Origin of the sequence: Streptomyces murinus, from assembly GCF_002154555.1 — a bacterium.
In the GTDB taxonomy this organism is placed as follows: Bacteria; Actinomycetota; Actinomycetes; order Streptomycetales; family Streptomycetaceae; genus Streptomyces; species Streptomyces murinus.
In genome coordinates, this window is sequence record NZ_MUNF01000367.1 from 1 (window position 1) to 11,676 (window position 11,676).

Annotated in this window: 13 protein-coding genes; 6 read left to right on the forward strand and 7 right to left on the reverse strand. The window is 71.1% G+C overall.

The window, feature by feature from the left end:
• The first annotated feature begins 334 nt into the window (after positions 1 to 334).
• Together CCN72_RS22080 and CCN72_RS22085 are read left to right on the forward strand one after the other, a co-directional pair.
• Positions 335 to 1,441: a sugar ABC transporter substrate-binding protein gene (locus CCN72_RS22080; RefSeq protein ID WP_085565780.1), complete on the forward strand. Its 1,107-nt coding sequence runs from the start codon at positions 335 to 337 to the stop codon at positions 1,439 to 1,441.
• 208 nt (positions 1,442 to 1,649) lie between these two features.
• Positions 1,650 to 2,666, forward strand: a complete 1,017-nt coding sequence (locus tag CCN72_RS22085; protein WP_037658382.1) for a helix-turn-helix transcriptional regulator — start codon at positions 1,650 to 1,652, stop codon at positions 2,664 to 2,666.
• On the opposite strand, the gene CCN72_RS40730 is transcribed toward CCN72_RS22085, so the two are convergent.
• The 3 genes from CCN72_RS40730 to CCN72_RS22095 form a co-directional block, all read right to left on the reverse strand.
• Positions 2,661 to 2,795: a hypothetical protein gene (locus CCN72_RS40730; RefSeq protein WP_407075490.1), complete on the reverse strand. Its 135-nt coding sequence runs from the start codon at positions 2,793 to 2,795 to the stop codon at positions 2,661 to 2,663. The genes CCN72_RS22085 and CCN72_RS40730 overlap by 6 nt on opposite strands.
• On the reverse strand, positions 2,792 to 2,983 hold the full coding sequence (locus tag CCN72_RS39710; RefSeq protein WP_167408704.1) for a hypothetical protein: 192 nt from the start codon (positions 2,981 to 2,983) through the stop codon (positions 2,792 to 2,794). The genes CCN72_RS40730 and CCN72_RS39710 overlap by 4 nt, the downstream gene beginning before the upstream one ends.
• A gap of 242 nt (positions 2,984 to 3,225) precedes the next feature.
• Positions 3,226 to 4,236, reverse strand: a complete 1,011-nt coding sequence (locus CCN72_RS22095) for a helix-turn-helix transcriptional regulator (protein WP_085565783.1) — start codon at positions 4,234 to 4,236, stop codon at positions 3,226 to 3,228.
• 105 nt (positions 4,237 to 4,341) lie between these two features.
• Here CCN72_RS22095 and CCN72_RS22100 point away from each other — a divergent pair, with 105 nt between their 5' ends.
• Together CCN72_RS22100 and CCN72_RS22105 are read left to right on the forward strand one after the other, a co-directional pair.
• The gene (locus CCN72_RS22100) at positions 4,342 to 4,623 is read left to right on the forward strand and encodes a hypothetical protein (protein WP_244174367.1); all 282 of its coding nucleotides are present in this window, start codon (positions 4,342 to 4,344) and stop codon (positions 4,621 to 4,623) included.
• A 1-nt stretch (position 4,624) separates the two neighbouring features.
• On the forward strand, positions 4,625 to 4,960 hold the full coding sequence (locus tag CCN72_RS22105) for a Rieske (2Fe-2S) protein (RefSeq protein ID WP_085565785.1): 336 nt from the start codon (positions 4,625 to 4,627) through the stop codon (positions 4,958 to 4,960).
• Positions 4,961 to 5,141: 181 nt separating this feature from the next.
• Here the strand turns inward: CCN72_RS22105 and CCN72_RS22110 are convergent, their stop codons facing one another.
• A complete protein-coding gene (locus CCN72_RS22110) occupies positions 5,142 to 5,555 on the reverse strand; it encodes a TIGR03618 family F420-dependent PPOX class oxidoreductase (protein WP_086809017.1) in 414 nt (137 codons plus the stop codon).
• 126 nt (positions 5,556 to 5,681) lie between these two features.
• Here CCN72_RS22110 and clpB point away from each other — a divergent pair, with 126 nt between their 5' ends.
• Positions 5,682 to 8,279, forward strand: a complete 2,598-nt coding sequence (clpB, locus tag CCN72_RS22115; RefSeq protein ID WP_086809018.1) for an ATP-dependent chaperone ClpB — start codon at positions 5,682 to 5,684, stop codon at positions 8,277 to 8,279.
• Positions 8,280 to 8,282: 3 nt separating this feature from the next.
• Here clpB and CCN72_RS39060 read toward each other — a convergent pair whose 3' ends face one another.
• Positions 8,283 to 8,753: a hypothetical protein gene (locus CCN72_RS39060; RefSeq protein ID WP_158101384.1), complete on the reverse strand. Its 471-nt coding sequence runs from the start codon at positions 8,751 to 8,753 to the stop codon at positions 8,283 to 8,285.
• A 139-nt stretch (positions 8,754 to 8,892) separates the two neighbouring features.
• Between CCN72_RS39060 and CCN72_RS22125 the strand changes: the two genes are divergently transcribed.
• Positions 8,893 to 9,435 carry a type III secretion system chaperone family protein gene (locus CCN72_RS22125; RefSeq protein ID WP_086809020.1) on the forward strand — a complete coding sequence of 181 codons (543 nt, stop codon included), beginning with the start codon at positions 8,893 to 8,895 and terminating at the stop codon, positions 9,433 to 9,435.
• A gap of 28 nt (positions 9,436 to 9,463) precedes the next feature.
• On the opposite strand, the gene CCN72_RS22130 is transcribed toward CCN72_RS22125, so the two are convergent.
• Both CCN72_RS22130 and CCN72_RS22135 read right to left on the reverse strand, forming a co-directional pair.
• On the reverse strand, positions 9,464 to 10,648 hold the full coding sequence (locus CCN72_RS22130) for a glycosyltransferase family protein (RefSeq protein ID WP_208638063.1): 1,185 nt from the start codon (positions 10,646 to 10,648) through the stop codon (positions 9,464 to 9,466).
• 70 nt (positions 10,649 to 10,718) lie between these two features.
• The coding region (locus CCN72_RS22135) for a pyridoxal phosphate-dependent aminotransferase (RefSeq protein WP_244174368.1) at positions 10,719 to 11,676 on the reverse strand (958 nt) is incomplete at its 5' end.

The window sequence follows — 11,676 nt, forward strand, 5'->3', positions numbered from 1 at the left end:
TCGCGGTACCACGCGCGGCGAAGGGCCCGCGGACGCATTCCGTCCGCGGGCCCTTCGCCGTTCCCGGACCCGGCGGCTCCGGTCACGGACCCGGTGGGCGCGGCGAGGGCACAACCCATTCTTTGCCGCCTCGTGAACTCCCCTTGGATGGACGGTCCGTAAAGGGTGTTTGGAGAGGTTTCCCCATTGCTTTCACATGTTGGACGGCGCGTAGTGTTGCCCACTCGTTAAGCAAGGCTTCTTGACGCCGGCTGTCGGCTCCGCGTTGTCTTTTCAGACACCTGGGTCCTATAGCAGCACCCACGTCCGAAACACACGTGAAGTGAGCCCTCGTATGCGCCGTATCGCCCTGTCCGTGGCCGCCTCCGCGGCGACCCTCTCGCTGGCCGGCTGCGGCGTCCTGAACGCGACGGGGGACAGCACGAGCGCGAGCCCGGCCAAGGGCAACGACCTCACCGTGGGTCTGCTGCTGCCGGAGAAGACCAACACGCGCTACGACAAGTTCGACTACCCCATCATCAAGAGCAAGGTCGCCGACCTGACCGCCAAGCAGGGCAAGGTCGAGTACGAGAACGCGAACGCGGACGCGGCGAAGCAGTCCGGCCAGATGCAGAAGATGATCGACGACAAGGTCGATGTGATCCTGCTGGACGCCGTCGACTCGCACGCCATCGCAGGCGAGGTGAAGAAGGCCAAGGACGCGGGCATCCCGGTCATCGCCTACGACCGCCTGGCCGAGGGCCCGATCAGCGCGTACGTCTCCTTCGACAACGAGCTCGTCGGCGAGGTGCAGGGCCGCTCGCTGCTGGACGCGCTGGGCTCGAACGCGAGCACCGCCACGAAGATCGTGATGATGAACGGCTCGCCCACCGACCCGAACGCCAAGCAGTTCAAGGAGGGCGCGCTCTCCGAACTGAACGGCAAGGTGACCATCGCGGCCAGCTACGACACCACGGACTGGAAGCCGGAGAACGCCCAGGCCAACATGGCGAAGGCGATCAGCCAGATCGGCGCGGGCAACATCGCGGGCGTCTACTCCGCCAACGACGGCATGGCGGGCGGTGTCATCAAGGCCCTGAAGGCCGCGGGCGTCACCAGCCTGCCGCCGGTCACCGGCCAGGACGCCGAGCTGGACGCCGTACAGCGGGTGGTGGCGGGCGAGCAGTACATGAGCGTCTACAAGTCCTACCCGGACGAGGCCGAGGCCGCCGCGCAGATGGCCGTCTCCAAGGTCCAGGGCAAGGACATCCAGTTCGACGCGCTCACCGAGGACAAGGTGGACAGCCCCACCACCAAGAACATCCCGTCCAAGCTGGTCCAGGTGAGCGCCCTGACGCGCAAGAGCATCAAGGACACGGTCATCGCGGACGGCATCTACACCGTGGACGACATCTGCACCGCCAAGTTCAAGGCGCAGTGCGCCGCGATCGGCCTGAAGTAACCCGTCCGCGGGGTACGGCGGCCGGGTCCCGGGCGGGTGTCCGGGGCCGGCGACGGCTTGTCGCGGTGCGCGGCGCGGAGCCCGGGAGATACCCCCGCAAGGCGGCGGTTAACGCCCGTCGGGGTGCGGGGAGCCGTGTTGCGGACCCGGTCGGCGCCACGCATAGTTGCGCTGCGGAAGTGGCAGCACACCGGGGGTGGAATGCGCGATGGCCGGGCGGAGGGCGGAGCAGCATCCTCATGGTGCCGACCGGCTGTGCGAGGCCGGGGACCGCGTGTACGAACGGGCGGTGCGCCGGGGCCGGGTGCCGCGCGTCGAGGCCGAGGCGGTGCCCTGCCTGCTGGAACTGGCCCTGCTGCACCCGGACCCCGACGACATGGACTGGCTGGTCCCCACCTCCCCGCAGGAGGTCATGACCCGGCTGCTGCGCGGGGTCTACGACGAGGTCAGTGAGAGCCAGCGCCGGGTGGGTTCGGCGGTAGCGGCCTTCGAGTGGTACGCCGGGCTCGGCCAGTCGCAGGCGCTCGCGGCGCCGGGCGGGGGCAGCGCGGTACGGGTGCTGGACGGGCTGTCCCGGATCCAGGCCGCGATGGACGAGGCGACGCAGGCGTGCACCACCGAGGTGCTCACCGTGCAGCCGGGCGGCATCCGCCGGGAGGCCGAGCTGACCGAGGGCCTGCACCGGGCGCTGGCCCTGCGCGGGCGGGGCGTGCGGATGCGGGACCTGTACACGCATGTGGCCCGGCACGGGCAGGGGCTGCTCAACTACCTGGAGCTGATGGGCGACACGGTGGAGGCCCGCACCCTGGACGAGGTCATCGACCGGCTCATCCTCTTCGACCGCACCGTGGCCTTCATCCCGGCGAACGCCGACCGCACCATGGCCCTGGAGCTGCGTCACCCGGCGCTGGTGGAGTACCTGGTGACCGTCTTCGAGCGGCTGTGGCGGCTCGCCATCCCGCTCACCGCGCCGCTGCCGGACACCGGCATCGAGGGCATCTCGCACCGCGAGCAGTCCATCGCGGCGCTGCTCGCCGAGGGCCACCAGGACGCGGTGATCGCCGAGCGGCTCGGCATCAGCGTGCGCACCTGCCGCGCGCACATCGCCCGCCTGTCCGAGACCCTGGGCGCGGCGAGCCGTACCCAACTGGGAGTGCGCATCGCCCAGGCCGGCCTGGACGGCAGCGGCAGGGGCCTGCCGGCCGCCCGGGACGCCTCGTTATGAGCCCGGCGCCTCGTCCGCCCGGCGCAGGATCTCCGACTGCCCGATGAGATGGCCCAGCTGAGCCCGGCCGACACTGCCGAGGTCGGCGGAGAGCTTGGCGACGTGCAGGCGTACGGTGCCCGCATTCATGCCCAGCCGGGCGGCGACGGCCCGTCGGCGCGGCGCGGCTCGGCGCCGTCCGGTTCGGGGGTCGTCCGGGTGTGGTCCACATGCGGCTGGATCGCCGGGAACTCCTCGCGGACCTCGGCCGCGGCGCTGGTGAGGATCTGGTTGACGCGGTCGACGCCGGACCACCGGGGTTCCGCCGGGCACGTCATGGGTCGCCCGCAGCGGAGGTTCCATGCTCCGGGCGATACGGGTCTCACGGCGGCGTACGGCGGCGATGCGCTCGGTGGGGCGCGCAGCGGCCCCTGGCGGGCCACCGCGGCGGCCACGGGCTCCAGCGAGCACGTGTCGGCGGCGGCCGGCGGCGGTCCGCCCTGCGGGCAGGGCGCGTTCGTACACCGCGCGGCCCTGCGCGCACAGCTCCTCGGCGTCGGGTTCCGTCGCGGTCATCGGCTCACAGGTCCCGGTCCAGCATGCCGGACTGGGCGATGAGGAAGCCCAGTTGCGCCCGGCTGCCGCTGCCGAGCGCCTGGGCGAGCCGGGCGATATGGGCGCGGCAGGTGCGTACGTTCATCCCGAGCCGGCGCGCGATGGCCTCGTCCACATGACCCTCCACCAGGAGCTTGGCGATGGAGTGCTGGATCTCGGTGATGCCGTCGGGCGCGGTCTCGTACGGGGCGCCCGCGGTCAGCGGCACCGCGCGGTTCCACATGAACTCGAAGACCTTGATGAGGTAGCGGATGAGCCCGGGGTTGCGCAGTTCCAGGGCCACCTGCTGGTCGTCGCGGGTGGGGATGAAGGCGACCGACTCGTCGCAGATGATGAGCCGTTCGACCAGTTCGTCGATGGTGCGGTACTCCACCTTGCCGCTGGTGAGCTGGGCGACGTAGCCGATCTGCTTGAGGTTGTAGCGGACCGTGTGCTGGTAGAGGGTGCGGATGTGCACGCCCCGTTCCACCAGCGCGGTGTCGCGCTCCAGGCCCTGGCGTACGTTGCGCTCGGTGAAGTGGTTGCTCGGTTGGACGGTGAGCACCGAGGAACGGCATTCGGTGGTGGCCAGGTCGAGCGCGGCGTTGATGCGGTCGCTGCCCTCCAGCACGGTGATCGAGTCGGTCACCGAGGCCGTCTGGGTGCTCAGCGCGAGGAACGGCTCGAAAATGTCGGAGAGTTCGACGGCCCAGCGCCGGCGATCTGCTATCTCGCGTTCGAGCGGCGAGAGCCGTTGGGCCAGCGCCACGGCCGGGGGCACCGGGCGCAGCCAATCGGGGTCGTCCGGATCCGGGTGGAGCAGGGCGAACTCCATCAAGCAGGGAGCCGATGTCACGTCGGCACGGGAGACCCGTCCGGTACGCAGGGCGTTGGCGTAAAGTCGGCCCCCTTCCTCGCACAGTTCGGTAACCGCATGGGGATGTACCGTGTTGTGCCGATTTGAAGTCAAATCTCCACCCCCCAGGGTCCTGAACATGCAGGAACATGATGCACTGATTGTGTGGTCATGATGTGCCCGAATGAGCCATCGTCTTATCCGACGGGGGAAGAAGGGGACCTTCAAGTGAGGACGAAGTCGACCATGGGCAAGAAGATGATTCGCTCGGGGCTGGTCGCCACCTTCTCCGCCGTTGTGGCCCTTGGAGTGCTGAGTGGCCCCTTCGGTGCGAAGAGTGATCTGCGCGCAGACACGAAGTGGCCCTCGGTGGCGACGCTCGACGCGGGCAGCGTGGTGCGCGCGGACACGAAGTGGCCCAGTGACACCAAGTGGCCCTCGGTGGCGGCGAGCGGCGTGACGAACGTCGTGCCCGCGGACACCAAGTGGCCGACGGACACCAAATGGCCTTCGGTAGCCGGGAGCTGATGTGACCACGCCACCCGACGACCGCTCCTTCCGCCGTGAGATGGCCACCGCCTACCGCTCCGGCTGGCACTTCATCGATCTGGTGACCGCGATTCCCCACCCGGGGGACTCGCTGATGGTGACCGTCTTCGGCGAGCCGGTCGTCGTCACGCGCGACGACGAGGAGGACGTCCGGGCCTACCGGTGCCTGCGCAAGCCGCGTGGGGCGCCTCAGCCGGTGCGGTGTGCCATACGGTACGGAATGATCTTTGTGAACCTGGACCAGCGGGATCACCGGCTCACCGAGCCGGTGGAGTCCGACCTGAGAACCATCTCGGCCACCCCCCGCAGTGCCTGACGCGATTCCCCCGTCGTAAAAGATCGCTCAGGCGCTTCCCCCCGCAGCGGCGTCACCGTGACCTGAACACGGTGACGCCGCTGTTGTTCGTGGCGACATTTCGGGGTATGCCCCACCTCCCACAGTGGCCGAAACGAATCGAACACGGCCGCCGTGGTGTCACTCGGCCTCCACATCCCGTTCACCCCCGCCCCAGCGCCCTCTCCAGCGAGATCTCGATCACCACGCGCGCCGGGTTCGGCGCGGGCTCGCGGGTGTAGCGCTCGGCATAGCGGCGCTCCGCCTCCCTGATCCGGTCCGGGTCCGTGGACAGGTGCGCCCGCCCCTCCAGCGTGGCCCAGCGGCGCCCGTCGACCTGGCAGACGGCGGCGAGGGCGCCCGCGGGGCCGGCGGCGCGGACATGGGCCGCCTTCGCGCTGGCCCCGTTGCAGATCACCCGGGCAAGGCGCGCCTCGGGGTCGTACGTCACCCCGACCGGCACCACGTGCGGACTGCCGTCCGGGCGGATGGTCGTCAGGGTGCACAGATGCCGCTCGCGCCAGAAGCCGAGATACGCCTCGTCCGGGGAACCCGGATCCACGGAATGGTTCGCCATGCCCGGAAACCTAGCCGTAGACCGGTGCATGAGCAGCCTTGAGTGGAATAGACTCAACTTTATGTACGCTGGTTAAGTCAGCAGAGGGATGCAGGGCTGAGGTACGTCTAGGAGGAGAACGCACACGTGGACGCCGAGCTGACCAACAAGAGCCGGGACGCGATCAACGCGGCCAGCAACCGGGCCGTGACCGAGGGGCACCCGGACCTGACCCCCGCGCATCTGCTGCTGGCGCTGCTCGCGGGGCAGGAGAACGAGAACATCACCGACCTGCTCGCCGCCGTCGACGCCGACCAGGCGGCCGTACGCGCGGGCGCGGAGAAGCTCCTCGCCGCGCTGCCCAGCGTGGCCGGCTCCACCGTCGCGCCCCCGCAGCCGAGCCGCGATCTGCTGGCCGTGATCGCGGACGCGGGCGAGCGGGCCAAGGACCTGGGCGACGAGTACCTGTCGACCGAACACCTGCTGATCGGCATCGCCGCCAAGGGCGGAGCCGCCGGTGAGCTGCTGCGGCGCGAGGGCGCCGAGGCGAAGAAGTTGCTGGAGGCCTTCAAGAAGGCCAGGGGAGGACGCCGCGTGACCACCGCCGACCCGGAGGGCCAGTACAAGGCCCTGGAGAAGTTCGGCACCGACTTCACCGCCGCCGCCCGCGAGGGCCGGCTCGACCCGGTCATCGGACGGGACCAGGAGATCCGGCGGGTCGTGCAGGTGCTGAGCCGTCGTACGAAGAACAACCCGGTCCTGATCGGCGAGCCGGGCGTCGGCAAGACCGCCGTCGTGGAGGGGCTTGCGCAGCGGATCGTGAAGGGCGATGTGCCCGAGTCGCTGAAGGACAAGCGCCTGGTCTCGCTGGACCTCGGCGCGATGGTGGCCGGCGCCAAGTACCGCGGCGAGTTCGAGGAGCGCCTCAAGGCCGTCCTCGCCGAGATCAAGGACTCCGACGGGCAGATCATCACCTTCATCGACGAGCTGCACACGGTCGTCGGCGCGGGCGCGGGCGGCGACTCCGCGATGGACGCGGGCAACATGCTCAAGCCCATGCTCGCCCGCGGTGAGCTGCGCATGGTCGGCGCCACCACGCTGGACGAGTACCGGGAGCGGATCGAGAAGGACCCGGCCCTGGAGCGCCGCTTCCAGCAGGTGCTGGTCGCCGAGCCGACCGTCGAGGACACCATCGCGATCCTGCGCGGCCTCAAGGGCCGGTACGAGGCGCACCACAAGGTGCAGATCGCGGACAGCGCCCTGGTCGCCGCGGCCACCCTCTCCGACCGCTACATCACCTCCCGCTTCCTGCCCGACAAGGCCATCGACCTGGTGGACGAGGCGGCCTCCCGGCTGCGCATGGAGATCGACTCCTCGCCGGTGGAGATCGACGAACTCCAGCGCTCCGTCGACCGGTTGAAGATGGAGGAGCTGGCGATCGGCAAGGAGACCGACCCCGCCTCGCTGGCCCGGCTGGAGAAACTGCGCCGCGATCTCGCCGACCGGGAGGAGGAGTTGCGGGGCCTGACCGCCCGCTGGGAGAAGGAGAAGCAGTCCCTCAACCGGGTCGGTGAGCTCAAGGAGCGGCTGGACGATCTGCGCGGTCAGGCCGAACGCGCCCAGCGCGACGGCGACTTCGACAAGGCCGCCAAGCTGCTCTACGGCGAGATCCCGCAGCTGGAGAAGGAGCTGGAGGCCGCCTCCGAGGCCGAGGAGGAGGCCGCGCAGGACACCATGGTCAAGGAGGAGGTCGGCGCCGACGACATCGCCGACGTCGTCGGGGCCTGGACCGGCATCCCGGCCGGCCGGCTGCTGGAGGGCGAGACCCAGAAGCTGCTGCGCATGGAGGACGAGCTGGGCAAGCGGCTCATCGGCCAGGGCGAGGCCGTGCGCGCGGTCAGCGACGCGGTACGGCGCTCCCGGGCCGGTATCGCCGACCCCGACCGGCCCACCGGATCGTTCCTCTTCCTCGGCCCCACCGGCGTCGGCAAGACCGAACTCGCCAAGGCCCTCGCGGACTTCCTCTTCGACGACGAGCGGGCCATGGTCCGCATCGACATGTCGGAGTACGGCGAGAAGCACAGCGTGGCCCGGCTGGTCGGCGCGCCCCCCGGGTACGTCGGCTACGAGGAGGGCGGCCAGCTCACCGAGGCGGTGCGCAGGCGCCCGTACACCGTGGTCCTCCTGGACGAGGTGGAGAAGGCCCACCCGGAGGTCTTCGACATCCTGCTCCAGGTGCTGGACGACGGCCGCCTGACCGACGGCCAGGGCCGCACCGTCGACTTCCGCAACACCATCCTGGTGCTCACCTCCAACCTGGGCAGCCAGTTCCTGATCGACCCGCTGCGGACCGAGGAGGAGAAGAAGGAGCAGGTGCTGGAGGTCGTACGGTCGTCCTTCAAGCCGGAGTTCCTCAACCGCCTGGACGACCTGGTGGTGTTCTCCGCGCTGACCAAGCCCGAGCTGGAGCGGATCGCGGGGTTGCAGATCGAGCGGCTGGGCCGGCGGCTCGCCGAGCGCCGGCTCACCCTGGACGTCACGCCCGAGGCGCTGGCCTGGCTCGCGGAGGAGGGGATGGACCCGGCGTACGGCGCCCGGCCGCTGCGCCGTCTGGTGCAGACCGCCATCGGCGACCGGCTCGCCCGGGAGATCCTGTCCGGCGAGATCAAGGACGGCGACACGGTCCGCGTGGACCGCTTCGGCGAGGGCCTGCTGGTCGGCCCGCCGACGGGGAAGACGCTCTGACGCTCACACGGTGAACGCGCTGAACCGTACGAGGGCCCGGTCCGGGCCCTCGTACGTCACGTTCACCGTCACCGCGTCGGCGCCCGCGCCCGCCGGTGGCGGAGCCGCCTCGGAGTCCAGGTTCAGACAGAGGTCGGCGCCGTCGTCGCACAGCTCGGTGCCGGGCGCGGGTCCGGACGGATAGGTCTTCGCCAGCCACGCGCCCACGTCCTGGCGGGGCATCCGGAACTCGGCCGCGTACGACGTGTCCAGCCAGCTCCGCACGGTGCACCGGGTGTCGTACGCGCCCTGCGGCAGCTTCCCGCCGCCGAACTCCAGCGCCTCGGCGCACGGCACCCGCTCCGGGCCGCCGCCCAGCGGATAGTCCGAGGTCGCCAGCCGCACCACCGCGAGGACCACCCAGGCCAGCAGCAGCGCCGGGACCGCCAGCACGACCCCCAGCAGCACCCGTCTGCCGCGTCCCCGCCCCGCCATACCGGCCCCCGTGTGTTCACCGGCCCGCCGTCCGGGCACCGGATCATGTCAGCCATAGGCTGACAGGCCCCGCCAGGGCTTGCCACCCCCCTCCCCGCATGGGGGAGGATGGCGGGATCCGTACGAAGGGAAAAACACGGTGAGCATCGACCCGTCCTCGATTCCGAACTTCGGGGGCCAGCCCGAGCCGCAGCCCCAGGGACCGGGCGGCCCCGTCCTCCCGGATCAGGACCTCGTGAAGCAGCTCCTGGAGCAGATGGAGCTGAAGTACGTCATCGACGAGGAGGGCGACCTCGCGGCGCCCTGGGAGCAGTTCCGCACCTACTTCATGTTCCGCGGGGAGGACGAGCACGCGGTCTTCTCGGTGCGGACCTTCTACGACCGCCCGCACCAGATCGAGGACAAGGCCCAGCTCCTCGAGTCGGTCGACGACTGGAACCGCCGCACCCTGTGGCCCAAGGTCTACACCCACACGCACGACGACGGCACGGTCCGCCTCATCGGCGAGGCCCAGATGCTGATCGGCACCGGCGTCGACCTCAACCACTTCGTCTCGTCCACGGTCAGCTGGGTGCGCGCCGCGATCGAGTTCGACAAGTGGCTGGTCGAGCAGCTGGGCCTGGAGGAGGACGTCGACGGCACGGACAAGCCGGAGGACGGCGAGGCCGACTCCGGCGAGTGACCGGTCGGCGAGTGACCGGCCCTCTCCGCTACAGCGGCGCGTTCCCCAGCACCAGCAGGTACGCGCCGTAGAGGTACGACAGCCCGGCCAGGGACGCGACCAGTACGGCCGCGTGCCAGGGCCGGGCTTTCGCCGTGCGCACCAGCGCGCGGGCCGGCGGCAGCAGCAGCGGGAAGGCCGGCAGCAGGAAGCGCGGCTTGGACTCGAAGATGCCCGAACCGCCGAGCACGACCAGCAGCAGCACCCCGCTGTAGACCAGCAGCGGCAGCGGCGGCCGGTCGAGGGCCAGCAGCACGAACAGCACCACGCCCACGGCCACCAGCAGCAGCGCCATGGGAAACACCACCCGGCCGCCGTGCAGCAGCAGCGTGCGCACGAAGCGCAGTGAGCCGCGCCCGAGGTCGAAGCGCGAGCCCCAGCGGGCCTGGACGTCGAAATAGCCGCCCAGCAGATCGCCCCGGCGCCGGCCCACCCACAGCAGGAACGCGGTCCAGCCGAGCGGGGCGAGCGCCGCGCCCGTCCACAGCCTGTGGGAAACCCGGCCGCGCCGCCGCCACACCTCGCAGGCCGCGGCGGCGAGCACGGCGGCGGCCACCGCGAACCCGTTGGGACGGGCCAGCCCCGCGAGCGCCGCCAGGGAGCCCGCCCACAGCCAGCGCCCGGTCAGCACCGCGTACAGCGACCAGGCCGCGCACGCGGCGAGCACCGGCTCGGTGTACGCCATCGACAGCACCACCGAGTGCGGCAGCAGCCCCCACAGCAGCACCAGCGCGATCCCCACCGGCCGCCCGTACAGCAGCGTCCCCACCGCGTACAGGCCCGCCGCGGCCACCAGCGCCGCCGACCAGGACACCAGCAGCCCGGCCGCGCCCCCGCCGAGCGTGCTCACCTCGCTCACCGCCCGCACCAGCGCCGGGTACAGCGGGAAGAACGCCAGATCGCTGTAGCCGTGGCGGCCCAGGGCATGGCCGTACCCGTGCGCCGCGATGCCCAGGTACCAGACCGAGTCCCAGGAGCGGCCCAGCAGGGCCAGGACCGGCCGGCCCGCGGCCTCGGCGAGCAGGGTGAGGACGGCGGCACCGGCGAGCCGCGCGCCGAGGAACAGTCCTACGGCGACGCCGCTGGCCCTGAGCAGGGAGACGCGGGCGCGTTCCCCGGGCGCGGGTTCGGGTGTGGTGACGGGCGGGGCGAGGACGGTGCCGGCATGGGTCACAGTTCCGCACTGTGCAAGGAACCGCCGCCGGATGCGAGCAGGGCGCGGCCAACCGGCGGCGAACCGTCCCTCACATGGCCCGCAGGCGCTCCGCCGCCTCGCGCAGCACGTCCTCGCGCTTGCAGAACGCGAACCGCACGAAGGGGGCGCCCGCCTCGCGGTCGTCGTAGAAGACCGCGTTGGGGATGGCGACGACACCGGCGCGTTCGGGCAGGGCGCGGCAGAAGGCGAAGCCGTCCTTCTCGCCGAGGGGGCGGATGTCGGTGGTGACGAAGTAGGTGCCCGCGGGCTTGAACACCTCGAAGCCCGCCGCCGTGAGCCCCGCCGACAGGATGTCCCGGCGCTCCCGCATCGAGCGGCGGAAGTCGTCGTAGTAGGACTCGGGCAGGGCGAGGGCCTCGGCCACCGCGTACTGGAAGGGGCCCGAGGAGACGTAGGTGAGGAACTGCTTGGCCGCGCGGACCGCGCTGACCAGGGCGGGCGCGGCCGTCACCCAGCCGACCTTCCAGCCGGTGAACGAGAACGTCTTGCCGGCCGAGCCGATGGTCACCGTACGTTCGCGCATCCCGGGGAAGGAGGCGAGGGGCAGGTGCTCGGCGTCGTCGAACACCAGGTGCTCGTACACCTCGTCCGTCACCACCAGCAGGTCCCGCTCCACCGCGAGCTCGGCGATCGCGGCCAGCTCGGCGCGGGTGAGGACGGTGCCGGTGGGGTTGTGCGGGGTGTTGAGCAGCAGCAGCCGGGTCCGGTCGGTGACGGCGGCGCGCAGTTCGTCCAGGTCGAGCCGGAAGCTGCCCTCGTGCGGGCGCAGGGTCACCGGCACCCGGCGGCCGCCCGCCAGCGCGATGCTCGCCGCGTAGGAGTCGTAGTACGGCTCCAGGGCCACCACCTCGTCGCCCGGCTCCAGCAGCGCGAGCAGCGCGGCCGCGATGGCCTCGGTGGCGCCCGCCGTCACCAGCACCTCGGTGTCGGGGTCGTACGACAGCCCGTACCGGCGCCGCTGGTGCGCGGCGATCGCGGTGCGCAGC

Bases quoted from the DNA above. Each gene is read 5' to 3' on its own strand.
- CCN72_RS22100 (WP_244174367.1), top strand. From the start codon at position 4,342: ATGGGCAAGAAGATGATTCGCTCGGGGCTGGTCGCCACCTTCTCCGCC.
- CCN72_RS39060 (WP_158101384.1), bottom strand. From the start codon at position 8,753: ATGGCGGGGCGGGGACGCGGCAGACGGGTGCTGCTGGGGGTCGTGCTG.
- CCN72_RS22095 (WP_085565783.1), bottom strand. From the start codon at position 4,236: ATGTTCAGGACCCTGGGGGGTGGAGATTTGACTTCAAATCGGCACAAC.
- CCN72_RS22110 (WP_086809017.1), bottom strand. From the start codon at position 5,555: ATGGCGAACCATTCCGTGGATCCGGGTTCCCCGGACGAGGCGTATCTC.
- CCN72_RS22085 (WP_037658382.1), top strand. From the start codon at position 1,650: ATGGCCGGGCGGAGGGCGGAGCAGCATCCTCATGGTGCCGACCGGCTG.
- CCN72_RS22080 (WP_085565780.1), top strand. From the start codon at position 335: ATGCGCCGTATCGCCCTGTCCGTGGCCGCCTCCGCGGCGACCCTCTCG.
- CCN72_RS39710 (WP_167408704.1), bottom strand. From the start codon at position 2,983: ATGACGTGCCCGGCGGAACCCCGGTGGTCCGGCGTCGACCGCGTCAAC.
- CCN72_RS40730 (WP_407075490.1), bottom strand. From the start codon at position 2,795: ATGAATGCGGGCACCGTACGCCTGCACGTCGCCAAGCTCTCCGCCGAC.